The organism is Nocardioides pakistanensis (assembly GCF_054781215.1).
Window position 1 is genome coordinate 85511 of record NZ_BAAGUV010000034.1, and the last position, 21984, is coordinate 107494.

A 21984-nucleotide genomic window follows, 5' to 3' on the forward strand; every position below is an offset into this window, starting at 1 on the left:
CCTCGGAGGGGTCGGTCGGCGGTGGGCCCCGTCGTCAGGGGCGGAAGGTCCACGGGTCGGTGCACGTGGTGCTCACCCGGACGTCAACGTTATCCCCTCGGCGGCCTGCCTCCTCCACCAGCGTGCGCTCGAGAACCGGCAGCCAGGTCCACTCGGCCGCCCAGTGCGCGACGTCGACCAGGGCCGGGCCGCCGTGCTCGAGGAACTCCGCGGCCCGGTGGTGCCGCAGGTCGGAGGTGACGTAGACGTCCGCCCCCGTGCCCAGCACCGTGTCGAGGAGGAAGTCCCCGGCGCCGCTGGTGACGGCGACGGTCTCCACACGACGGTCGGGGTCACCGCCGACCCGGACCCCGTGGCTGGTCCGGGGCAGTACGTCGGCCACGTGCGCGGCGAACTCGCGGAGCGTCGTCGGCGCCGCGAGCCTGCCGATCCGGCCACTGCCCCGCGCCGCCTTGCCGGAGCCGGGCACGTCGGCGAGCTCGATCACGTCGTAGGCCGGCTCCTCGTAGGGGTGCACCGCCGTCAACGCCTCCAGCACCTGGCGGCGGCGCCCTCGTGGCAGGACCGCCTCGACCCGCGCCTCGGCGACGACCTCCACCTCACCCACGCGGCCGATCGCAGGCGTGGCACCGTCGAGCGGCCGGAACCTGCCCTCCCCCTCGGCGGTGAACGTGCAGCTGTCGTAGTCACCGATGTGTCCGGCGCCGGCCTGGGTCAGCGCGGCCCGGACCTCCTCGGCGTTCTCGTGCGGCACGAAGGTGACGATCTTGTCCAGCGGGTCGCCGGGGTCGGGGACGATGACCTCCGGGGCCGCGATCCCGAGCGCGAGCGCCAGCGACTCGTTGACCCCTCCGGCCGGGGCGTCGGCGTTGGTGTGCGCCGCGAACAGCGCGCACCCACCCCGGATCAGCCGGTGCAGGACCCGTCCCTTCGGGGTGGTCGCGGCCACCGAGTGGACGCCCTTGAGCAGCAGCGGGTGGTGCACCACGAGCAGGTCCGCGCCCCACTCGAGCGCCTCCTCGACCACGGCCGGTGCCGGGTCGACCGCGAGCATGATGCGCTGCACGGGCTGCTCAGGGTCACCGCACACCAGGCCGACCGCGTCCCAGTCCGAGGCGAGCGCCGGCGGGAACCACCGGTCCATCAGGGCGGTCACGTCACGCAGCTGCAGGCTCATGGCGCGAGCCTAGACAGGCCGGTGCCGCTGGTGCACCTGCACCCGGGCGAGTCGCGGAGCGTCGTACCCGAGGGATCAGCCGGCCCGGAGGCCGACGCTGCGCAGCGGCTGGGCCGCCCGCGGTTCGGCGGGCCGCGCCACGGCCGGGACGACCGTGGGGTCGGAGTGCTGCACGGGTCGGGTGACCTCGACGATCCGGCGACGTGCGCGCAGGTTGAGCCGGAGCCGCTGGCAGCGGTTGCACGGGTTGAGCGCGTCGCAGCACCGGGCACCGCGCAGCTCTGCGGCGAGCTGCTCCGCCTCGACCTCGAGGTCGCGGAGATCGCGCATGAGATGCCTCCCGGATACGTGGAACGACGACCAGTGGTGCCCTTTTCCCGAGAGTGAGAGTCACGCTATCGAGACGAAAACGGACATAACAGGTCCCCACGCCCAAAGTGGCCGATCGATGGACCAGACCACCCGAACGGGCCGGTCCCGGACACCGCGACGTAGTCCATCAGGATGAGAACCTTCTCATCGCGGTCTCACGTCGATCCCACGCACGAGCGGCACACTGGTCGCGTGAGCATCTTCCTGAAGGTCGCGGTCGGACTGCTGCTGACCCTGCCCCTGGGCGCCTACGTCGCCGGCACCCTGGTCGCGTCGCAGGCGAGCATGCCCGAGGAGCGCGCACCCATCGTGGTGGAGTCGTCGCCCTCGAGCAGTACGACGGCCACGCGCCCCTCCCCCAGCGTCCCCACCCCGGACGACCGCCGTCCGGACGACCGGAACTCCAGCCATGGAGGGTCAGGCGACGACGACTCCGACGGCAGCGGGCACGACGACCCCGACGACGTGGAGGTCGTGCGCCCCAGCCCGCATGAGATAGAGGACGAACGCGAGGACCGTGCGGACGAGGCCGCGGACGCCCGCGAGGACGCCGCCGACGAAGCCGAGGACGCGGCGGAGGATGCGGCCGACGACGCCGAGGACGCGGAGAAGGACGCCGAAGAGGACGCCGAGAAGGACGCGCGGGACTCCGACGACCGGAGCGGTGACGACTGACCGGGCGCCGACGGCGTCCGCGGGCCTGACCGTCCGCACCCGGATCGCCCTGTCGGTCGCCGTGCTCGTGGGACTCGCCCTCGCCGGGGCGGGTCTCGTCGTGTACGCGCTGGAGTCCGCCCGCATCGAGCGCGCCGTCAGCGAGCAGGTGGAGCAGGAGCTGGCGGAGTTCACCAAGCTGCGCGACGACGGCCTCGACCCGGCTGCCCGGCCGGCCCGGGGGTTCACCGACATCCGCCGGCTCGTCGAGGTCTTCCTCGAGCGCAACGTGCCCGACGACGACGAGCTGCTGGTCGGCTACTGGGACGGTGCGCCGAAGCTGCGCTCGGAGGGCACCCACCCCGAGCTGCTGACCGCCCCGGAGTTCCTCGGCGTGGTGGAGGCCCGGCTCGTGCGCGGCGGCACCGACCGGATCGACACCCGGTGGGGCGAGGTGGTGGTCACCGTGCAGCCGGTCAGCGACCAGCAACGCACCGGGGCCTTCGTGATCGCCCACTTCCTCGCCGGAGAGCACGCCGAGCTCGACCGGGTCATGCGGACCTACGCCATCGTCGCCGCGCTCTCACTCGGCCTGGTCACCGCGGTGGCCGCCTGGCAGGCCGGCCGGCTGCTCCAGCCCCTGCGCACGCTGCGCGACACCGCCGAGGAGATCACCGAGACCGACCTGTCCCGTCGGATCCCGGAGTCCGGGCACGACGACATCTCCGCGCTCACCCACACGTTCAACGAGATGCTCGGCCGGCTCGAGGCGGCCTTCCGCGGACAGCGCCAGTTCCTCGACGACGCCGGGCACGAGCTCAAGACGCCGCTCACCGTGATCCGCGGCCACATGGAGCTGGTCGACAGCCAGAGCCCGGCGGAGGTGGAGGCCACCCGCGCACTGCTGCTGGAGGAGATCGACCGGATGTCGCGCCTGGTGGGCGATTTGATCATGCTGGCCAAGACCGACCGCCCGGACTTCCTGAAGTACGACGCGGTCAACGTCGCACCGCTCACCGCCACCGTCCTGGAGAAGTGCCGCGGGCTCGGCGAGCGTCGCTGGGTCCTGGACGAGACGGCCGACGCCCCCGCCTGGGTGGACGAGCAGCGGGTCACCCAGGCGATGCTGGAGCTGGCGCAGAACGCGGTGAAGCACACCGGCCCCGGTGACGAGATCGGGCTCGGGTCCGCTGCCGACGCGCACACGGTCCGGCTGTGGGTGCGAGACACCGGCCCGGGCGTGCCCGACGCCGACAAGGACCTCGTCTTCGACCGGTTCGGACGCTCGGCGGTGCCCGCGGGCGACGAGGGGTTCGGGCTGGGACTGTCGATCGTCCGGGCGATCGCGCACGCCCACGGCGGCACCGCTCACGTTGAGGACGCCCGGCCGCGGGGAGCACGATTCGTACTGACCCTGCCGACCCGACGGAAGGACGAGGTGTGGCTCGGATCCTGATCGCCGAGGACGAGGCGCGGATCGCCTCGTTCATCACCAAGGGCCTGGGCGCCGAGGGCTACACCACGTCCAGCGTGGCGGACGGCCCCAGCGCGCTGGACCTCGCGCTCGGCGGGGACTTCGACCTGATGATCCTCGACATCGGCCTGCCCGGCATGGACGGCTACGAGGTGCTCGACCAGCTGCGGGCCTCCGGCAGCAGGATGCCGGTGATCGTGCTCACCGCACGGGACTCGGTCACCGACACCGTCTCCGCGCTGGAGGGCGGCGCCGACGACTACATGGCCAAGCCGTTCCGGTTCGCCGAGCTGCTCGCCCGGGTCCGCCTCCGGTTGCGCCACGGCGGGGAGCGGTCCGCGGGCCGCGAGGTCGACCTGGAGGTGAACGGCGTACGCCTCGACCTGCGCACGCGCCGAGCCACGGTCGCCGGCCGCGACGTCGAGCTGTCGGCCCGGGAGTTCAAGCTGGCCGAGATCTTCATGCTCAACCCCGGGCAGGTGCTCTCCCGGGAGCAGATCCTCTCCCACGTGTGGGGCTACGACTTCGACCCGGGCTCGAACGTCGTCGACGTCTACGTCGGCTACCTGCGCAAGAAGCTCGGCAACGACGCGATCCGGACCGTCCGCGGCATGGGCTACCGGTTCGAGGCCTGAGCGTGCACCGTGGCGACGCGTGGCTCAGCGCGTCTTGAAGCCGGCCAGCCGGCCGCGCGGCGCTCGCTCGAGTGCGGGCTGCAGACCCTCGGCCACCTCGTGGGGCAGCGGCCGGTTGGCCGGGTCCGGCTCCAGGCAGGCGTAGACCACCTTCGTGACGTCGGTGGCCACCCGGTCCGGGAGCACGTACGGCGCGTCGACGACCTGCGGGAAACGTTCCTCGAGGGTGCTGGCTGCCTCGGCGGCCCGGTCGAACGGCTTGTAGCCGGCGATCGCCTCGAACAGCGCCACCCCGAGCCCCCACACGTCGCTGGCCGGACCGGGGCGTCCGGTCGACGGGGGCTCGCACTGCTCCGGCGCCATGTAGGGGTCGGTGCCGATCGGGTGGTCGAGTGCCGCAGCGGCCTCCACGGTGCGGGCGACGCTGAGGTCGATCAGCCGGGCCGGGGCGCCCATGATGATGTTGCTCGGCTTGATGTCGAGGTGCACGTAGCCGATCCGCCGGAGGTAGTGCAGCGCCGAGGCGACGTCGATCGCCAGCGGGAGGTACTGCTGTTCCTGCAGCGGACCGTACCTGCGGATCAGGGTGGACAGCCGGGGACCGTCGAGGTGCTCGAGCACCACGTGCGGCCGGTCCCCGGCCACCTCCGAGCGCAGACCGCGTACGACGACCGGGTGGTTGACGCGGGACAGGGCCTCGACCTCACGGCGCAGGCCGCGCAGGCTCTTGGGGTCGTCGACCTGGCCGGGACGGACCACCTTGACCACGACCGGTCCGAAGGTGATCTCGTCGAACGCCAGGTAGGCCTCGTAGGCCTCGCCGCCGCCGAGCAGCTTCATCGCCGTCAGGTCGCGGGTGATCGCGTCGCCCGGGGCGAAGCCCCACGAGTCGTGCCTGGTGCCCATGTCAGCCTCCCGATCGTCGTACCGGACTCAGCTACGACCGCGCGTGTCGTTGCGCGAGCGGTCGTTGGTGTGGTTCGCCGTCCAGTCCCGGGTGCGCGTGTCGCCGGGCCCGTCGAAGGTGAAGTCCTTGGTCAGGTCGCTGCGACTGAGGTCGCGGTCGCGGCTGACCCGGGTGAAGTTGCTGCGGGTGTTGTCGCTCGTCGACCGGCTGGCACCTGTGTTGGTGTCGATGCCGTCGGTGTTGGTGTCGTCCATGGTGTCGTCGTCATCGTCGTCGGAGACCAGGACCAGCTCGGTGACGTTGTCCTCGCGCTTGACCGCGACCTCGTCGTCGGGACCGGCCGCCACGCTGGCACCGGGCATCGCCATGAGCCCGACGCCGACGAGACCGGCCAGGCCGAGGGAACCGATGGGCAGGAGCTTCTTCATCGCCTTACCGCCTTTCGCGGCCCCCAACGGGGCCGAAGTGGTTGATCTGACAACCACGACGATGCTGCGGCGGGGTGAGACCGGCATGAGGCGCTGATGAGACTGCTCTCATCCGCCGTGCGCCGACCCGGGAAGGTGGACTGGTCAGCCGGGATTCTCACGGTTTGCCGGCCGTGCAGGACGGGAACCACTTCGGCGTCTCGGGTCACCACCAGAAGGGCCGGTTCCTTGTCCAGCTACGCACCCTGTCCCGACTGCGGCGAGTACTTCACCTACGCAGCGTCGGAGTCGCACGCGTGCGAGCCACAGCGGCGCGCCGACTACCAGATGCTCACCCTGCGCGCCGAGGTCTCGGCGTTCGAGAGCCTCTTCCGCAGCTACCTGACCAGGAAGGAGGGTCAATTCGAGGCCTGGTTGGCCGCCCAGCAGGTGCGTCGTACGGCCTGAGCCCCGGGTTTCCCTCAAGCCCAGGGGTGGGCACGCCGATCGTCTAGGTATCGGAACTCCGACGACTCGGCCAGGAAGACCAGCCCCATGCCCCACACCTCCCGCTCCAGGACCACCCAGATCGTCATCGTCCTCGCAACGATGATCGCCGTCACGCTCGCCGCCCTCGGGCCCGCCACGACCGCGCAGGCGCAGTCCACGACTGCCCGACGTGAGGCCGGCAACCCGCTGGTGGGTGGGCCGTGGGGCATCGACACGAGGCACGAGATCTACAAGGCCTATGACGCGGCGCGGGGCAAGAACAGGGAGCTGCTCGGCAAGATGGCGCTCCGCCCCCGGGTCTTCTGGTTCCACGACCAGGCACCGATCAACGACATCACCCGCCGGGTGCGCGCACACATCGAGGACTCGCAGGACGGCAACCCGAACGCGCTCGTGCACATGGCGGTCTTCCGGCTGTGGCCCGAGGGCGAGGCGATGCTGAACAAGCCGCTGACGCTGGCGGACCGCAGCAGGTACCGCCGCTGGATCGACAACGTGGCCAAGGGGATCGGCTCGGCCCGGGTGGTCCTGGTCCTCGAGCCCGACCTCGCGGTCGCGTTGCAGGGCTGGCGCCCGTCGGTGCGCATCAGCCTGACCAGGTACGCCGCACGGGCCTTCTCGAAGCTGCCGCGCACCACGATGTACATCGACGCCGGCTCGGCTGACTGGCTGTCCATCCCCCGCGCGGTGAGCATGCTGCGCGGTGCCGGGATCGGCTACGCCCGAGGCTTCTCGCTCGGCGCCACGCACTACGCGGCCACCGGGGACGAGATCGAGTACGGCACCCGGCTGGTCGCGGCTCTGGCGAAGGCCGGCTTCCCTCGTCGCCGGTTCGTGGTCGACACCTCCGACAACGGCCGCCCGTTCACCTGGCTGCAGTACTGGGCCGCGCACCCGCTGGGCGATTACGACAACGCCGAGGAGTGCCGGACCCTGAGCCAGCGGCGCTGCGTCACCCTCGGGATCCCGCCGACCACGGACGTCGACGCGCCCGGCACCGGACTGACCCTGCGGCAGCGGCGGCTGGCCCGCGCCAACGTCGACGCGTACCTGTGGTTCAGCCGGCCCTGGATGGTCTACGCCCGACCGGCGTACATGGACCTCGACCGCGCCCTCGCGGTGGCCCGGACCACGCCGTTCTGACCCACCGCGGCGACAGCCTCGGTCGGCGTCGCTCAGGCGCCGACCGCGGCGTGCATCTCCCACACCAGGATCTCGGCGTGCTCGGACGCCGTCACCGTGTGACCTCCGGTGGCGGTGAACCGTACGGCGTCGCCGGCGCCGAGCTCACCCGCGCCCTCGAGGGACACCGCTCCCCGCGGGACGAACAGGTGCAGGTACGGCGCCTCGGGCAGCTGCACGCTCTGGCCGGGCCGGAGGCGCGCGGCGTGGAGAGCGGCGTACCTGTTCCTGATCCGGATGGCGGACTCGCCGTCGTGCTTGGCCATCCCGGAGGCCACCGGCACCAGACCACCGGCGAGCACCCGGTCGTCGATCTCGAGCTGTTCGTAGCCCGGAGTGAGGTCCGGCTCGTCCGGCACGACCCACATCTGCACGAAGTGGACGGGATCGCGGTGCACGTCGCCGGCGAGACGCCACGAGTCGTTCTTCTCCGAGTGCAGGATTCCCCGCCCGGCGCTCATCCGCTGCGCGAGCCCCGGATAGATCACCCCGTTGTGGCCGGTGGAGTCCTGGTGGACCAGGGATCCCTCGAGCACCCAGGTGACGATCTCCATGTCGCGGTGCGGGTGGGTGTCGAAGCCGGTGCCGGCGTCGACGACGTCGTCGTTGTTGACCAGCAGCAGCCCGTGGTGGGTGTTGGCCGGGTCGTAGTGGTGGCCGAAGGAGAAGGAGTGCCTGGAGTCCAGCCACCCGGCCTCGGTCGCGAAGCGGTCCAGCGCGCGGCGGACGTCGACCGTCGGGACGAGACGCGGACTCATGCGGTGCTCCTGTCGGGTGGTGGAGGTGGTCAAGACGACGGGGCCGCCGGCGGTTCGCCCGCCGACGGCCCCGACCTCGATGCTGCTGTCAGGCGCTCTTGATCGCGGAGACCTCGAACTCCAGCACGATCTTGTCACCGACCAGGACGCCGCCGGTCTCGAGCGCGGCGTTCCAGGTGATGCCGTAGTCCTTGCGGTTGATCGTGACCTGGCCCTCGAAGCCGGCGCGCAGGTTGCCGAACGGGTCGGTGGCGGCACCCTCGAACTCGAACGGGATCGTCACGGAGTTGGTGACACCCTTGATCGTCAGGTCGCCGACCAGCTCGAAGCCGTTGTCGCCGGTGGGACGCACGGCGGTCGAGACGAAGTCGATCGTCGGGTACTCGTCCATCGCGAGGAAGTCGTTGCTGCGCAGGTGACCGTCACGGTCCTGGTTGCGCGTGTCGATGCTGGCGGCCTGGATGGTCACGTTGACCTTCGAGGACGTCAGGTCGTTGCCGTCGACGACAGCGGTGCCCTCGAACTCGTTGAACGAGCCGCGGACCTTGGTGACCATCGCGTGCCGGGCGACGAACCCGATGCGGGTGTGCGACGGGTCCAGGGTCCAGGTGCCGGTCAGGTCGTAGACGGTGGCGGGGACGTTGGGGGTGGTGGTCATGGAGGACTCCTTGAGAGTTGGCTTGTTAGTTGATCTGTCAACTACTTTCCCTCAACCTCGTTGCGATGTCAACTATTCCCGTCCCTGCACCAGCTCAATCGCAGCCCGCGACGCCGCGTTGGTGTCAGGTGGACGGGCAGATCGACGTACGCCGGCCCGGCGGCACGCTCGGCGGCAGCACGCCCGCAGGAACCTGCCTGTTGAGGTGACGCAGAAGACCCGGCGCGGCGGACGCGGCCCCGGTCTCTGGCGCCACGCGGGCTCGCGGGAAGGCGATCCGCAGGCCGTGGTGGGTGGTGAGTGGTGGGCGCAGCAGGGATCGAACCTGCGACCACCTCCTTGTAAGGGAGGTGCTCTACCGCTGAGCTATACGCCCCGAAGCGGGCCACAGCCTACGCGAGGTCCCGGGGCGCCGCGTAGGACGTCCCGGCGGGCGGGCCAGGGAGCCGGAAATGCGTACGACCGCTGGCGTCTCGGGTCACCAGCGGTCGTAGCAATGACTATTCAACAGTCCGCCGCCAGAGGTGTCACAGAATTCGCGCAAAATGTGGATGGCCGGCGCAGATTCTTTACTTTAGGCGCCCGACGACGACAGTGCGGCGATCTGCGCGACCGCCTCGTCGACCGGTCGGGCCTCCCCCATCGGGTTGTGCCGGATCCAGCGCAGCGCACCGCCTGGGTCGACCAGGAACGACGAGCGGGTCGGACAGCCCCGGTCGGGGTCGAGGACACCGTACGACGCCGCGACCTCGCCGTGCGGCCAGAAGTCCGAGAGCAACGGGAACTCCAGCCCGTCCCGGTCGGACTGCGCACGCAGCGCGAACATCGGGTCGCACGAGACCGCCAGCAGGTCGGCGCCGGCGTCGGCGATCCGCGCGGCGTTGTCGCGCAGCTCGGTGAGCTCCCCGGTGCACACCCCGCTGAACGCGAACGGGAAGAACACCAGCAGCACGGCCCGCTCCCCCAGGCTTGCGCTCAGGGTCACCCTGCGGCCGTGCTGGTCCCGCAGCGTGAAGTCCGGCGCCCGGTCGCCGAGGTCCAGAGCCATCAGCTGTTCGCGAGCTCGCGCTTGAGGATCTTGCCGGTGGCGTTGCGGGGCAGCTGGTCGATGAAGACGATGTCGCGCGGCACCTTGTAGCGGGCGAGGTTCGCCTTCACGTGGGCCTTCAGCTCCTCCTCGTCGGCGGCGCCGGGCTCGGAGAGTACGACGAACGCCCGCAGCCGCTTGCCGAACTCGTCGTCGTCCACCCCGATCGCCGCGACCTCGACGACCGCGTCGTGGCGGGCCAGGCAGTTCTCGACCTCCTGCGGGAAGACGTTCTCGCCGCCGGAGACGATCATCTCGTCGTCGCGGCCCTCGACGAACAGGTGGCCGTTGTCGTCGAACCGGCCGACGTCACCGGTGGCCATCAGCCCGTGGATCATGTCCTTCGACCCGCCGCCGGTGTAGCCCTCGAACAGCATCGAGTTGCCCACGAAGATCCGGCCCTCCTCGCCGGGCGGGCACTCGTTGCCGTGCGCGTCGTACACCTTGACCACGGTGGCGTGCGGCGGCTTCCCGGCGGTGCCGGGGGCGTCGCGCAGGTCCTGCGGGCCGGCGATCGTGGCCCAGGCGACCTCGGTCGAGCCGTAGATGTTGTAGAGGTGGTCGCCGAAGTGGTCCATCCAGTCGGTGCCCAGGTCACCGGGCAGCGCCGACCCGGACGCGGCGACCACCTTGACGTGCGAGAGGTCGTAGGAGCGCAGGGTCTCCTCGGGCAGCTGCAGGATCCGCTGCAGCATCACCGGGATCACCACCAGCGAGTCGCACTCGTGCTCGGTCACCGCCTGCAGACAGCCCTCCGGGTCGAACTTGCGGCGCAGCACCATCGTGCTGCCCATCAGCATCGCCAGCGCCAGGTGCGCCCACCCCCACGTGTGGAACAGCGGCGCCGCGATGTGCGTGCGCCAGCCCCGCTTCAGCGGCAGCCGGGACAGCAGAGCGACGCCCGCGTCGAAGGACGCCTCGCTGCGGGGTGCGCCCTTCGGCGTGCCGGTGGTCCCCGAGGTCAGGATGACCGAGCGGCCGCGGCGGCGTGGCGGGGTGAGGTCGGCGGTCGACTCGGCGGTGATCATCGCCTCGAGCGTGGGCAGGTCGGTCTGGGTGTCCTGCCACGCGTGCACCCGGGGTACGTCGATCGCGGCCCGGTCCACCAGGCCGTCGAACTCCTCGTCGTACACGATCGCCGCCGGCCGCTCCCGCTCGCAGACCTCGCCGAGCTGGGGCGCGGCGAACGCGGTGTTGAGGTAGAGCACGTCGGCGCCGAGCTTGTTGATCGCGATCGTGGTCTCCACGAAGCCGCGGTGGTTGCGGCACAGCACCGCGACGCTGTCACCCTCGGCGACACCGATCCTGCGCAGGCCGCGGGCGAGGGCGTTGCTGCGCTCGTGCAGCTCGCGCCAGGTCAGCTCGCCGAGCTCGTCGACGACTCCGACCTGGTCGGGCGCACGCAGCGCCAGCGTGGCGAACCCCCCGGCCGGTCCGCGGCCCCACTGACGCAGCGTCGTGACGATCCCGACGAGCACCCGTGGCGGGTAGGGGTGGATCACTCCCGCCGAGGTGAGCACGCGGAGCGTGGTGAGCTCCTTGGAGAGCAGTGTCGCTGCCTTGGCCAGCATCCAGGGTCCTCCTCGGTCGAGTCGGACTACTGTAACCGCCGTTTACACAAAGCGGCACCGGCGTCTCAGCGAGCCGTCCGCGGTCCGCCGCCGGTCAGTGCGAGGTCTTCGGACCGACCAGGCGGGTCGCCGCCCATTCCTTGCTGACCCCGGCCGTGGAGGTGGTCGCGAGCCCGGCGACCTGCGCCGCCTCGGCGATGTCGGCGGGGTCCACCGTGCCCGGACGGCCCACCTTGGGAGTGAGCAGCCAGATCACGCCCCCACCGACGAGGTCGGTGAGCGAGTCCACCAGTGCGTCCACCAGGTCACCGTCGTCGTCGCGCCACCAGAGGAGGACCGAGTCGACGACGTTGCCGTACTCCCCGTCCACCAGGTCCGCGTCGATGGTGTCCTCGATCTGGACCCTGAGGTCGTCGTCGACGTCCTCGTCCCAGCCGAGCTCCTGGATGACCATGCCGGGCTTGAACCCGAGTCGGTCACCTACGGTCTGGGTGGCGGTGCCCTCCTGGCCACCCGCGGTCGCGCTCACCTAGCTCCTCCAAACGACGTGTGACAGAGCACCCGTGTGCTCCGCTGATGTCGGGTAGTCCACCGGAAGTCACACGCCCGCGCAACCCCAACGGCCCCGTGTGCCACGGCGATGCCACCCTTGTCGTATGCAACAGGCGGACCCGACGGCGCTCTCGGCCCCCTCCGACGAACCGGTCACCCTCGCGCCGGCACACGTCACCTCGGTCAACGTCAGCGCGGTGCACGACTTCTCCAAGGCACCCGCACTCGAGGTTCGGCTGCTCCCGGGCCTGGGGGTCGAAGGAGACGCCCACTGCGGCGAGACGGTGCGCCACCGCCACGACCGGCGCAAGGATCCCAACCGGCCCAACCTGCGCCAGGTGCACCTGATCGCGCTCGAGCTGGTCGAGGAGATGGCCCGGCACGGCCACGCCCTGCGCCCCGGCGACCTCGGCGAGAACATCACCACCTCGGGTGTGGACCTGCTGTCCCTCCCGACCGGCACCCTCCTGAGGCTCGGCGACGGCGCCGCGCTCAGGCTGACCGGGCTGCGTACGCCGTGCCGGCTGATCGACGCCTTCCAGGCCGGCTTGATGAAGCGGATGTGGGGCCCCGCGGAGGGCGGTCGACGAGCCCCTCGGGCAGGCGTCATGTCCGTGGTCACCGCCGGGGGCGTCGTGCGCCCGGGCGACCCCGTGACCGTCGTACTCCCGCAGGCGCCGCACACCCCGCTCGGGCCGGTCTGACCGGCGGGCCGGCCGGGTACCCGCTGGGGTACCGGTCAGTAAATTTGGTACGGGCCGCGGACGTGACACGATGCATGGTGAGGGTCCGCGACCCGGTCCCTCTCCCGCACAACGACGTGTACCTGAGAGCAGAGGAATCGTGGCGAACACCAACGACGGCCCCGGGACACCTTCCGTGATCCACGAGGGTCTCCCCACGCAGCTTCCCGACATCGACCCCGACGAGACGCAGGAGTGGATCGACTCCCTCGACGCGCTCCTCGACGAGCGGGGCCGGACCCGCGCGCGGTACGTCATGCTCAAGCTCCTCGAACGCGCGCGCGAGCGCCAGGTGGGCGTCCCTGCCCTGCGCAGCACCGACTACATCAACACGATCCCGCCGGAGCGCGAGCCCTGGTTCCCCGGCGACGAGCACATCGAGCGCCGGATCCGCGCGTTCATCCGCTGGAACGCCGCGGTCATGGTCTCCGGCGCCAACCGGAAGGGCCTCGAGGTCGGCGGCCACATCGCCACCTACCAGTCGGCCGCCTCGCTCTACGAGGTCGGCTTCAACCACTTCTTCCGCGGCAAGGACCACCCCGGCGGCGGCGACCAGATCTTCTTCCAGGGCCACGGCTCCCCCGGCATCTACGCCCGGGCGTTCCTTGAGGGCCGGCTGACCGAGGACCAGATGTCGAAGTTCCGGCAGGAGGTCCAGCACGGCGTCGGACGGGGGCTCTCGTCGTACCCCCACCCCCGGCTGATGCCGCAGTTCTGGGAGTTCCCGACGGTGTCGATGGGTCTCACCGGCATCAACGCGATCTACCAGGCGCGGTTCAACCGCTACCTGCACAACCGCGGGATCAAGGACACCAGCCAGCAGCGGGTGTGGGCGTTCCTCGGTGACGGCGAGATGGGTGAGCCGGAGTCGCTCGGTGCGATCGGCGTGGCCGCCCGCGAGGAGCTCGACAACCTCACGTTCGTCATCAACGCCAACCTGCAGCAGCTCGACGGCCCGGTGCGCGGCAACGGCAAGATCATCCAGGAGCTGGAGTCCTACTTCCGCGGCGCCGGCTGGAACGTGATCAAGGTGATCTGGGGCCGCGAGTGGGACGACCTGCTCGCCAAGGACGTCGACGGCGTGCTGGTCAACCGGATGAACACCACCCCCGACGGGCAGTTCCAGACCTACTCCGTCGAGACCGGCGAGTACATCCGCGAGCACTTCTTCGGCGGCGACCCGCGGCTGCGCCGGATGGTCGAGCACATGTCCGACGACGAGCTGCGCAAGCTGCCCCGCGGCGGCCACGACTACCGCAAGGTGTACTCCGCCTTCAAGGCCGCCACCGAGCACGTCGGCCAGCCGACGGTGATCCTCGCCCACACCATCAAGGGCTGGACCATCGACGCCCTGGAGGGCCGCAACGCGACCCACCAGATGAAGAAGCTGACCAAGGACGACCTGAAGAAGTTCCGCGACCGGCTCTACCTGCCGATCACCGACAAGCAGATCGACGAGGCCGAGGTCGCGCCGTTCTTCCACCCCGGCAACGACGCGCCGGAGATCGAGTACATGATGGAGCGCCGTCGCCAGCTCGGCGGCTCGCTGCCCAAGCGGGTGGTGCGCGCCAAGGCGCTCAAGCTGCCGGGAGACGCGGTCTACAGCGAGCTCAAGCAGGGCTCGGGCAAGCAGGCGATCGCCACCACGATGGCGCTCGTGCGGCTGCTCAAGGACCTGATGAAGGACAAGGAGATCGGGCAGCGGATCGTGCCGATCGCGCCCGACGAGTTCCGCACCTTCGGCATGGACTCGATGTTCCCCACGGCGAAGATCTACCAGCCCGCAGGCCAGACCTACGACGCCGTCGACCGCAAGCTGCTGCTCACCTACAAGGAGTCCGCGCAGGGCCAGATGCTCCACGAGGGCATCTCCGAGGCGGGTGCGCTGGCCTCGGCGACCGCCGCGGGCTCGGCGTACTCCACGCACGGCGAGCAGATGATCCCGTTCTACATCTTCTACTCGATGTTCGGGTTCCAGCGCACCGGCGACTCGATCTGGGCGATGGCCGACCAGCTCGCCCGTGGCTTCCTGATCGGCGCCACCGCCGGCCGTACGACGCTCACCGGCGAGGGCCTGCAGCACGCCGACGGTCACTCCCCGCTGCTCGCGGCGAGCAACCCCGCCGTCGTGCACTACGACCCGGCGATGGCCTACGAGATCAGCCACATCGTCCAGGACGGCCTGCGCCGCATGTACGGCTCCAACGAGGAGCACCCCGAGGGCGAGAACGTCATCTACTACCTGACGGTCTACAACGAGCCGACCGTGCAGCCCAAGGAGCCCGAGGACCTCGACGTCGAGGGCCTGCTCAAGGGCATCTACCACGTCGCGGTGCCGCCGGCGGTCGAGCAGGACAGCCCGCCGCGGGTGCAGCTGATGGCCTCCGGCGTCGGCTTCCCGTGGATCACCGACGCGCAGCGGATGCTCGCCGAGGAGTGGGGCGTCGCCGCCGACACCTGGTCGGTGACCTCGTGGAACGAGCTGGCCCGGGACGCGGTGGCCGCGGAGGAGCACAACCTGCTCCACCCGTCCGAAGCCCCCCGCACGCCGTACGTCACGCACAAGCTGAAGGAGGCCGAGGGTCCCTTCGTCGCCGTCAGCGACTACATGGCCGCGGTGCCGCTGCAGATCGCCAAGTGGGTGCCCGGCGACTACCGCGTCCTCGGGACCGACGGGTTCGGGTTCGCCGACACCCGCCCCGCCGCCCGCCGCTTCTTCCACGTCGACGCCCAGTCGGTCGTGGTCGCGGCGCTGCAGGCGCTGGCCGACCGGGGTGAGATCAAGCCGGAGGTCGTGCAGGAGGCCTTCGACAAGTACCGCATCGACGACCCGACCGCCGTGCGCGGCGTGAAGCAGGAGGGCGGCGACGCCTGACGTCCGCTCACCGGAACACAGATGAGCTGGGGCTCCCCGCACGCGCGGGGGGCCCCAGCTCTTCGACGGGGCCTCGCGGGCCGCGCGAGCAACATCCCACGACGTGTGGACGCATCCCTCGCGTCATGCCGCGTGTGGACCGTCCATAACCCCGCGTTACAACCGGGCGGTGGAGGGGGTCAGGCGATCTCGACGACCTCGGCCACGGCCTCGCGAGAGGTCGTCGCGGCGTCGGGGCCGTTCTTGAGCAGGTTGCGCCAGCGGCCGCGGTGGTACGTCGCCGGCTCGGTCGCCCTGATGAAGTCGTTGAGGATCTTCACGAACCGCTGCGGATGGTCCTTGTGCGGGAAGTGGCCGGCGTTGGGAACCACCTCGACCGTCGCGTCGGGGGCGATCTCTCGCGCGAGGTCGGCGTGGCTGGCCGGGATCACCATGTCGTCGGTGCCCCAGACCACGCACATCGGCATCGCGTTGGTCAGGTAGGCACGATCGGCCATCGTGACCACCTGGCCGCGCCAGTCCACGACCGCGCGCACGACGTGGGTGATCGCGGCGCGGGCCTGGCGGTCCGAGAGGTGCTGGACGATGTCGGCCACCTCGTCGAGGTCCCGCACGTGCGGGATGCCGGTGGCGGCCAGGGCCCGCAAGCCGAGCTTGGCGGCCTGGAGCAGGCCCGGCTTGGTGGCCAGGCCCATCGCCAGCTGGAAGCCCGGCAGCGAGATCGCGCGGATCGCGGCGGTCACCTCGCGGCCGATGCCGCCCGGCGCGACGAGCACGAGACGCTCGGTCCGCTCGGGGAACTGGTAGGCGAACTGCATGGCCACGCCGCCCCCGAAGCTGTGGCCGACCACCGTCACCTTGTCGATGCCGAGCACCGTGAGCAGGTCGCGCATGCCGTTGGCGTAGCCGCCCACGCTGTAGTCCGCGCGCGGCTTGTCGGAGCTGCCGTGACCCAGCAGGTCCGGGGCGATCACGGTGTAGCGCCGGGAGAGCGCCTCGATCACCGGTGCCCATGTGGTGTGGTCGCAGCCCAGGCCGTGCAGCAACAGCAGCGCGGGTCCACTGCCGACCTTCACGAAGGCGCGGCGGTGGCCGTGGATGGTGAGGTACTGGACCTCGGGGACCCTGGGCATGGTGATGCTCCTCACAGCGGGTGCGTTCCCCGGATGCTACCCAGAACCCGTTGCAGTAACCCCGCATTCCCCTGCCGATATTGGCGATTCGCGATCAGAGGTCGGTTTCACGGGTCGAACGGCGAAGTGCTCCAGACCGGCTCCCACGGCCCCCTCCACACTAGGCTCGGCGTCATGACCACCCCGCGGCGACGCAGCCGCGCCCAGATCGCCCGGCGGCTGCAGAGCTCCGCCGGCGACCTGACCACGGCGGCGCTGGCCCGCATGGAGCAGGAGATGCCCTGGTTCCGGCAGCTGTCCGCGGAGAACCGGTCCTGGATCGGCCTGATCGTGCAGGCCGGCATCAACGCCTTCGTCACCTGGTACCAGGACCCCGAGGCCGACACCCCACTGACCGCCGAGGTGTTCGGGGCCGCTCCCCGTACCCTCACCGGCATTGTGAGTCTCCACCAAACGGTCGAAATGGTGCGGATGAGCATCGAGGTCGTCGAGGACAACCTCGACACCGCCGTCGGACCGGAGGACGCGCCCTCGGTGCAGGAGGCGGTCGTGCGCTACGCCCGCGAGGTCGCGTTCGCCACCGCGGAGGTGTACGCCAAGGCGGCCGAGATGCGCGGCGCCTGGGACGCCCGGCTCGAGGCCCTGGTCGTCGACTCCGTGCTGCGCGCCGAGGCCGACGAGACGGTCCGGTCGCGCGCGAGTGCGCTGGGCTGGCAGGCGCGCGGCGGCGTCATGGTCGTGCTCGGTCGTGCGCCCGCGGCGGTGGGCGACGAGGAGGGCCACGACCGCGAGTCGATCATCGACGAGGTACGGCGGTCGGCACGCCACTTCGGCCTCGACGCGCTGTGTGCCGTGCAGGGCGATCGGCTGGTCGTCGTACTCGGCGGCGTCGAGAACCCAGACAAAGCAGGGGCATCGATCGCGCAGCACTTCGGGGAGGGACCTGTCGTCGTCGGCCCGGTGGTCGCCGACCTGGTCCAGGCGCACGTCTCGGCACGCGCCGCGGTCGCCGGGCTCCGCGCCGCCTCCGGGTGGCCGGCGGCCCCACGTCCGGTGGCCGCCGACGACCTGCTGCCCGAGCGCGCCCTCGCCGGCGACGGCCACGCCCGTCGGCAGCTGGTCTCCGACGTCTACCGGCCGCTCCTCGACGCGGGCGCGGCCACGCTCGACACCGTGGCGACGTTCCTGGACCGGGGCGGGTCGATCGAGGGCACGGCGCGCGCGATGTTCGTGCATGCCAACACCGTGCGGTACCGGCTGCGCCGGGCCGCGGACGTCACCGGGCTGACGCCCACCGACCCTCGCGACGCCTACACCTACCGGGTCGCGCTGACCCTCGGCCGGCTGCACGGACCGGAGGCCGGAGCCCCGACCGGCTTGTAGGAGTCCTACAAGAATCCGCCCCCGATCTTCGTGCGTGCTGGTGCTGATCGATCGGGGTGCGGCCGGGCAGAGTGGACCCCGTGCTTGTCATCGTCGCTCCGGGCCAAGGCGCCCAGACTCCCGGCTTCCTCGCCCCGTGGCTCGAGCTGCCGACCTTCGCCGACCGGCTGGCGTGGCTCTCCGCGGTGGCCGACATGGACCTCGCCCACTACGGCACCGAGGCCGACGCGGAGACGATCCGTGACACCGCGGTGGCTCAGCCGCTGCTCGTCGCCGCGGGCCTGCTCGCCGCGCTCGAGCTCTTCCCACACCCCGCCGACGCCTTCGGCCGGATCGGGGCGGTGGCCGGGCACAGCGTCGGCGAGCTGACCGCTGCGGCCGGCGCCCGCGCGATCACCGCCGAGCAGGCGATGGTGCTGGTCCGCGAGCGCGGCAAGGCGATGGCCGCCGCGGCCCGGACCACTCCGACCAGCATGACCGCGATCCTCGGGGGCGACCGCGACGAGGTGCTCGCCAAGCTGGCCGGGCTCGGCCTGACCGCAGCCAACGACAACGGCCCCGGCCAGGTGGTGGCAGCCGGGACCACCCAGCAGCTTGCGCAGCTCTCCGAGGATCCTCCGGCCAGGTCCCGGCTGATGCCGCTCTCGGTGGCCGGCGCCTTCCACACCGAGCACATGGCCCCCGCCGTCGACGTGCTCGCGCGGCTCGCCAAGGCCGTCTCCACCCACGACCCGCGCACCCCGCTGATCTCCAACCGCGACGGGCAGGTGGTCCACGACGGCCGCGAGGTCGTCCGCCGGATCGTCAGCCAGGTCGCCAGCCCGGTGCGCTGGGACCTGTGCCTGGAGACGATGGCCGACCTCGGCGTCACGGGCATCCTCGAGATGCCGCCCGCCGGCACGCTCACCGGGATCGCCAAGCGTGCACTCAAGGGCGTGGAGACGTTCGCGCTGAAGACGCCCGACCAGCTCGACGACGCGCGCGCCTTCTGCGACAAGCACGGCACCGCCTCGCAGATCGACACCACCCCCACCTGGCGGATGCTGGTGTCCCCGGCCAAGGGCACCTTCCGGCTCAACGACGGGCTCCCCGAGGGCGGCACGATCGCCCCGGACACCGCCGTCGGCGCGGTCGCCAGCCTGCGCGACGAGACCCCGGTCAACGCCCCTCACGGCGGCACGATCGTGGAGTGGCTGGTCCACGACGGCGACCTGGTCTCCCCCGGCCAGCCGTTGGTCCGGCTGCACCCCGAGGGCGTGGCCTGATGAGCCCCCTCAGACCGGCCGTAGGCGAGCGTGGCAGCGAGCACGCCCGGGTCCTCGGCCTCGGCGCCTACCGGCCCAGCCGGGTGGTCCCCAACTCCGAGATCGTCGACGCGATCGACTCCAGCGACGAGTGGATCCAGCAGCGCTCCGGCATCAAGCAGCGGCGTTGGGCCACGCCCGAGGAGACCGTGCAGATGATGTCGGTCTCCGCCTCACGCGACGCGCTCGCGCAGGCCGGGATCGAGCCGGCTCAGGTCGACTGCGTCATCGTCGCCACCGTCTCGCACCTGCTGCAGACGCCGGCCGTCGCGACCGCGATCGCCCACGAGCTCGGCACCGAGCGGGCGGCGGCGTTCGACATCTCCGCCGCGTGCGCCGGCTTCTGCCACGGCATCGCCCTGGCATCGGACATGGTGCGAGGCGGTACGGCGAAGCACGTGCTCGTGATCGGCGTCGAACGGCTCTCCGACATCACCGACCCCACCGACCGCGGAACGGCGTTCATCTTCGCCGACGGGGCCGGCGCGGCGGTCGTCGGACCCAGCGAGGAGCCCGGGATCGGGCCGGTCGTCTGGGGTTCCGACGGCGAGCAGTTCGACCTGATCCGGCAGCGAGAGGACTGGCGTGACGTGCTCGTCGCGGAACGGCCGGCCATGCCCCACCTGGTGATGCAGGGCAACCCGGTGTTCCGCTGGGCGTCGTACGAGATGGCCAAGATCGCCCAGCAGACGCTGGACCGCACCGGGATTACCGTCGAGGATCTCGACGTGTTCGTCCCCCACCAGGCCAACATGCGCATCATCGACGCGATGGCCCGCACGATGAAGCTGCCCGAGCGCGTGCAGGTCGCCCGCGACATCGCCGAGCAGGGCAACACCTCGGCCGCCTCGATCCCATTGGCGCTGGCCAGGATGGTCGAGGAGGGCACGGCCAAGAGCGGTGACACCGCACTCCTGATCGCCTTCGGGGCCGGCCTGGCGTACGCCGCCCAGGTCATCACCGTCCCGTAGCGGCCGCGGTCCGTGACGGGGCGGACCGCGGCGCACCACCTGACGAAACATCGAGAACACCAACCACCCAAGGAAAGTGAGCCCCAGATGGCAACCACCGACGAGATCCGCGCCGACCTCGCCGACATCGTCAACGAGGTCGCCGGCATCCCCGCCGACGACGTCCAGCTCGACAAGTCGTTCACCGACGACCTCGACGTCGACTCGCTGTCGATGGTGGAGGTCGTCGTCGCGGCCGAGGAGAAGTTCGACGTGAAGATCCCCGACGACGAGGTCAAGAACCTCAAGACCGTGGGCGACGCGGTGGCCTTCATCGAGCGCGCCCAGAACGGCTGAACGGAGCACTCATGAGCACTCGAGTCCTGGTCACCGGCCTCGGCGCGACCTCACCGGTCGGCGGCGACGTAGCCAGCACCTGGGACGCCCTCCTGGAGGGTCGTTCCGGGGTCGGTCCCCTTCAGCACGCGTGGGCCGAGCAGCTGGGCACGACGATCGCCGCCGAGGTCGCGGTCGACCCGACCGAGGTGCTCGAGCGGGTGAAGGCCCGGCGCCTCGACCGGTCCGGGCAGCTCGCCCTGGTCGCCGGCCTCGAGGCCTGGGCCGACTCCGGCCTCGGCGCCGAGGACGCCGGGGTCGACGCGGAGCGGGTCGGCGTCGCGATGGCCTCGGGCATCGGCGGCGTGCAGACCCTGCTCGGCAACTACGACGCCCTCAACGAGAAGGGCCCCCGCCGGGTCTCGCCATTGGCGATCCCGATGCTGATGCCGAACTCCCCCGCCGCCAACATCGGACTCGCGATCGGTGCCCGCGCCGGGGTGCACACACCGGTCTCGGCGTGCGCGTCCGGCAACGAGGCGATCGCGCTGGGCATCGACATGATCCGGCTCGGCCGCGCCGACGTCGTCGTCGTCGGCGGCACCGAGGCTGCCGTCCACGCGCTGCCGATGGCCGCGTTCGGTCAGATGATGGCGCTGTCGAAGCGCAACGACGACCCCGCGGCCGCCTCCCGACCCTGGGACAAGGGGCGCGACGGGTTCGTCCTCGGCGAGGGCGCAGCCGCGCTCGTGCTCGAGTCCGAGGAGCACGCCCGGGCCCGCGGCGCCAAGGTGTACGCCGAGGCGGCAGGCGCCGGCGTCACCGCGGACTCCCATGACATCGCCCAGCCCGACCCGGCCGGCCGCGGCGCGACCCGGGCGATGGTGATGGCGCTGCGCGAGGCCGGCCTCGAGCCGGACGAGATCGTCCACATCAACGCCCACGCGACCTCGACTCCGCAGGGTGACCTCGCCGAGGCCACCGCGATCAAGAACGCGCTGGGCTCCGCCGCCGGCAAGGTCGTGCTCACCTCGACCAAGTCGATGACCGGCCACCTGCTCGGAGCCGCCGGGGCGCTGGAGTCGGTGGCGACCATCCTCGCCCTGCACCACCGGATCGTGCCGGGGACGATCAACCTCGACGACCCCGAGGACACCGGCCTCGACATCGCGACCGAGCCGCGCAAGCTCGGCGACGGCCCGCTGGCCGCGCTGAACAACTCCTTCGGCTTCGGCGGCCACAACGTCGCCGTCGCCTTCCGCAGCGTCTGACCCGACGCCGCCCTCCCCCAGCGCTCGACCGGCCCCACCCGGGTG

General features: G+C 71.2%; 22 protein-coding genes and 1 tRNA gene. 12 read left to right on the forward strand and 11 right to left on the reverse strand.

The window, feature by feature from the left end; all coding sequences use genetic code 11:
- Positions 1-34: 34 nt before the first annotated feature.
- Complete coding sequence (locus ACYVIH_RS13860; protein WP_460870043.1) at positions 35-1177, reverse strand: Nif3-like dinuclear metal center hexameric protein; 1143 nt, start codon at positions 1175-1177, stop codon at positions 35-37.
- Positions 1178-1252: 75 nt separating this feature from the next.
- Entirely contained in the window at positions 1253-1507 is a 255-nt protein-coding gene (locus ACYVIH_RS13865; RefSeq protein WP_460870044.1) for a hypothetical protein, read from the reverse strand.
- 234 nt (positions 1508-1741) lie between these two features.
- Here ACYVIH_RS13865 and ACYVIH_RS13870 point away from each other — a divergent pair, with 234 nt between their 5' ends.
- Genes ACYVIH_RS13870 through ACYVIH_RS13880 form a run of 3 tightly spaced genes read left to right on the forward strand, consistent with a single transcriptional unit; the run spans position 1742 to position 4312 of the window.
- Positions 1742-2224 carry a hypothetical protein gene (locus tag ACYVIH_RS13870; RefSeq protein ID WP_460870045.1) on the forward strand — a complete coding sequence of 161 codons (483 nt, stop codon included), beginning with the start codon at positions 1742-1744 and terminating at the stop codon, positions 2222-2224.
- The gene (locus tag ACYVIH_RS13875) at positions 2214-3659 is read left to right on the forward strand and encodes a sensor histidine kinase (RefSeq protein ID WP_460870046.1); all 1446 of its coding nucleotides are present in this window, start codon (positions 2214-2216) and stop codon (positions 3657-3659) included. The genes ACYVIH_RS13870 and ACYVIH_RS13875 overlap by 11 nt, the downstream gene beginning before the upstream one ends.
- Complete coding sequence (locus tag ACYVIH_RS13880) at positions 3644-4312, forward strand: response regulator transcription factor (RefSeq protein ID WP_460870047.1); 669 nt, start codon at positions 3644-3646, stop codon at positions 4310-4312. Before ACYVIH_RS13875 ends, ACYVIH_RS13880 begins: the two co-directional genes overlap by 16 nt.
- Positions 4313-4336: 24 nt before the next feature.
- Here ACYVIH_RS13880 and ACYVIH_RS13885 read toward each other — a convergent pair whose 3' ends face one another.
- Together ACYVIH_RS13885 and ACYVIH_RS13890 are read right to left on the reverse strand one after the other, a co-directional pair.
- Complete coding sequence (locus tag ACYVIH_RS13885; protein WP_460870048.1) at positions 4337-5218, reverse strand: serine/threonine-protein kinase; 882 nt, start codon at positions 5216-5218, stop codon at positions 4337-4339.
- A 27-nt stretch (positions 5219-5245) separates the two neighbouring features.
- Entirely contained in the window at positions 5246-5647 is a 402-nt protein-coding gene (locus ACYVIH_RS13890; RefSeq protein WP_460870049.1) for a hypothetical protein, read from the reverse strand.
- A gap of 228 nt (positions 5648-5875) precedes the next feature.
- On the opposite strand from ACYVIH_RS13890, the gene ACYVIH_RS13895 reads away from it, so the two are divergent.
- Together ACYVIH_RS13895 and ACYVIH_RS13900 are read left to right on the forward strand one after the other, a co-directional pair.
- Positions 5876-6094, forward strand: a complete 219-nt coding sequence (locus tag ACYVIH_RS13895; protein WP_460870050.1) for a hypothetical protein — start codon at positions 5876-5878, stop codon at positions 6092-6094.
- 87 nt (positions 6095-6181) lie between these two features.
- Positions 6182-7279 carry a glycoside hydrolase family 6 protein gene (locus tag ACYVIH_RS13900; protein ID WP_460870051.1) on the forward strand — a complete coding sequence of 366 codons (1098 nt, stop codon included), beginning with the start codon at positions 6182-6184 and terminating at the stop codon, positions 7277-7279.
- A 32-nt stretch (positions 7280-7311) separates the two neighbouring features.
- On the opposite strand, the gene ACYVIH_RS13905 is transcribed toward ACYVIH_RS13900, so the two are convergent.
- The 6 genes from ACYVIH_RS13905 to ACYVIH_RS13930 all read right to left on the reverse strand — a co-directional run bounded on the left by ACYVIH_RS13905 (position 7312) and on the right by ACYVIH_RS13930 (position 11921).
- A complete protein-coding gene (locus ACYVIH_RS13905) occupies positions 7312-8076 on the reverse strand; it encodes a pirin family protein (RefSeq protein ID WP_460870052.1) in 765 nt (254 codons plus the stop codon).
- Between the two features lie 88 nt (positions 8077-8164).
- Complete coding sequence (locus tag ACYVIH_RS13910) at positions 8165-8734, reverse strand: YceI family protein (protein ID WP_460870053.1); 570 nt, start codon at positions 8732-8734, stop codon at positions 8165-8167.
- Between the two features lie 301 nt (positions 8735-9035).
- A tRNA-Val gene (locus ACYVIH_RS13915) sits at positions 9036-9110 on the reverse strand.
- A gap of 198 nt (positions 9111-9308) precedes the next feature.
- Positions 9309-9782, reverse strand: coding sequence for a peroxiredoxin (locus tag ACYVIH_RS13920; RefSeq protein WP_460870054.1), 474 nt, complete (start codon positions 9780-9782; stop codon positions 9309-9311).
- Positions 9782-11392: an AMP-binding protein gene (locus tag ACYVIH_RS13925; protein WP_460870055.1), complete on the reverse strand. Its 1611-nt coding sequence runs from the start codon at positions 11390-11392 to the stop codon at positions 9782-9784. Before ACYVIH_RS13925 ends, ACYVIH_RS13920 begins: the two co-directional genes overlap by 1 nt.
- 94 nt (positions 11393-11486) lie before the next feature.
- Complete coding sequence (locus tag ACYVIH_RS13930) at positions 11487-11921, reverse strand: DUF3052 domain-containing protein (protein WP_460870056.1); 435 nt, start codon at positions 11919-11921, stop codon at positions 11487-11489.
- Between the two features lie 127 nt (positions 11922-12048).
- Between ACYVIH_RS13930 and ACYVIH_RS13935 the strand changes: the two genes are divergently transcribed.
- Both ACYVIH_RS13935 and aceE read left to right on the forward strand, forming a co-directional pair.
- On the forward strand, positions 12049-12648 hold the full coding sequence (locus tag ACYVIH_RS13935) for an MOSC domain-containing protein (protein ID WP_460870057.1): 600 nt from the start codon (positions 12049-12051) through the stop codon (positions 12646-12648).
- Positions 12649-12787: 139 nt separating this feature from the next.
- Positions 12788-15562 (forward strand): pyruvate dehydrogenase (acetyl-transferring), homodimeric type, encoded by a 2775-nt coding sequence (gene aceE, locus ACYVIH_RS13940; RefSeq protein ID WP_460870058.1) that lies wholly within the window; start codon positions 12788-12790, stop codon positions 15560-15562.
- A gap of 179 nt (positions 15563-15741) precedes the next feature.
- On the opposite strand, the gene ACYVIH_RS13945 is transcribed toward aceE, so the two are convergent.
- Positions 15742-16695 carry an alpha/beta fold hydrolase gene (locus tag ACYVIH_RS13945; protein ID WP_460870059.1) on the reverse strand — a complete coding sequence of 318 codons (954 nt, stop codon included), beginning with the start codon at positions 16693-16695 and terminating at the stop codon, positions 15742-15744.
- A gap of 174 nt (positions 16696-16869) precedes the next feature.
- On the opposite strand from ACYVIH_RS13945, the gene ACYVIH_RS13950 reads away from it, so the two are divergent.
- The 5 genes from ACYVIH_RS13950 to ACYVIH_RS13970 all read left to right on the forward strand — a co-directional run bounded on the left by ACYVIH_RS13950 (position 16870) and on the right by ACYVIH_RS13970 (position 21939).
- The gene (locus ACYVIH_RS13950) at positions 16870-18078 is read left to right on the forward strand and encodes a PucR family transcriptional regulator (RefSeq protein WP_460870060.1); all 1209 of its coding nucleotides are present in this window, start codon (positions 16870-16872) and stop codon (positions 18076-18078) included.
- Positions 18079-18158: 80 nt separating this feature from the next.
- Positions 18159-19343: an acyltransferase domain-containing protein gene (locus tag ACYVIH_RS13955; RefSeq protein ID WP_460870061.1), complete on the forward strand. Its 1185-nt coding sequence runs from the start codon at positions 18159-18161 to the stop codon at positions 19341-19343.
- Positions 19343-20353, forward strand: a complete 1011-nt coding sequence (locus ACYVIH_RS13960; protein WP_460870062.1) for a beta-ketoacyl-ACP synthase III — start codon at positions 19343-19345, stop codon at positions 20351-20353. Before ACYVIH_RS13955 ends, ACYVIH_RS13960 begins: the two co-directional genes overlap by 1 nt.
- Before the next feature lie 87 nt (positions 20354-20440).
- Positions 20441-20689 (forward strand): acyl carrier protein, encoded by a 249-nt coding sequence (locus ACYVIH_RS13965; RefSeq protein WP_460870063.1) that lies wholly within the window; start codon positions 20441-20443, stop codon positions 20687-20689.
- 11 nt (positions 20690-20700) lie between these two features.
- The gene (locus ACYVIH_RS13970) at positions 20701-21939 is read left to right on the forward strand and encodes a beta-ketoacyl-[acyl-carrier-protein] synthase family protein (RefSeq protein ID WP_460870064.1); all 1239 of its coding nucleotides are present in this window, start codon (positions 20701-20703) and stop codon (positions 21937-21939) included.
- Positions 21940-21984 lie beyond the last annotated feature (45 nt).

Excerpts from the sequence above, each read along its gene's own strand:
- ACYVIH_RS13860 (WP_460870043.1), bottom strand. The coding sequence starts at position 1,177 with ATGAGCCTGCAGCTGCGTGACGTGACCGCCCTGATGGACCGGTGGTTC.
- ACYVIH_RS13910 (WP_460870053.1), bottom strand. The coding sequence starts at position 8,734 with ATGACCACCACCCCCAACGTCCCCGCCACCGTCTACGACCTGACCGGC.
- ACYVIH_RS13920 (WP_460870054.1), bottom strand. The coding sequence starts at position 9,782 with ATGGCTCTGGACCTCGGCGACCGGGCGCCGGACTTCACGCTGCGGGAC.
- ACYVIH_RS13965 (WP_460870063.1), top strand. The coding sequence starts at position 20,441 with ATGGCAACCACCGACGAGATCCGCGCCGACCTCGCCGACATCGTCAAC.
- ACYVIH_RS13865 (WP_460870044.1), bottom strand. The coding sequence starts at position 1,507 with ATGCGCGATCTCCGCGACCTCGAGGTCGAGGCGGAGCAGCTCGCCGCA.
- ACYVIH_RS13900 (WP_460870051.1), top strand. The coding sequence starts at position 6,182 with ATGCCCCACACCTCCCGCTCCAGGACCACCCAGATCGTCATCGTCCTC.
- ACYVIH_RS13935 (WP_460870057.1), top strand. The coding sequence starts at position 12,049 with ATGCAACAGGCGGACCCGACGGCGCTCTCGGCCCCCTCCGACGAACCG.
- ACYVIH_RS13885 (WP_460870048.1), bottom strand. The coding sequence starts at position 5,218 with ATGGGCACCAGGCACGACTCGTGGGGCTTCGCCCCGGGCGACGCGATC.
- ACYVIH_RS13890 (WP_460870049.1), bottom strand. The coding sequence starts at position 5,647 with ATGAAGAAGCTCCTGCCCATCGGTTCCCTCGGCCTGGCCGGTCTCGTC.
- ACYVIH_RS13925 (WP_460870055.1), bottom strand. The coding sequence starts at position 11,392 with ATGCTGGCCAAGGCAGCGACACTGCTCTCCAAGGAGCTCACCACGCTC.
- ACYVIH_RS13970 (WP_460870064.1), top strand. The coding sequence starts at position 20,701 with ATGAGCACTCGAGTCCTGGTCACCGGCCTCGGCGCGACCTCACCGGTC.
- ACYVIH_RS13950 (WP_460870060.1), top strand. The coding sequence starts at position 16,870 with ATGACCACCCCGCGGCGACGCAGCCGCGCCCAGATCGCCCGGCGGCTG.
- ACYVIH_RS13945 (WP_460870059.1), bottom strand. The coding sequence starts at position 16,695 with ATGCCCAGGGTCCCCGAGGTCCAGTACCTCACCATCCACGGCCACCGC.
- ACYVIH_RS13905 (WP_460870052.1), bottom strand. The coding sequence starts at position 8,076 with ATGAGTCCGCGTCTCGTCCCGACGGTCGACGTCCGCCGCGCGCTGGAC.
- ACYVIH_RS13960 (WP_460870062.1), top strand. The coding sequence starts at position 19,343 with ATGAGCCCCCTCAGACCGGCCGTAGGCGAGCGTGGCAGCGAGCACGCC.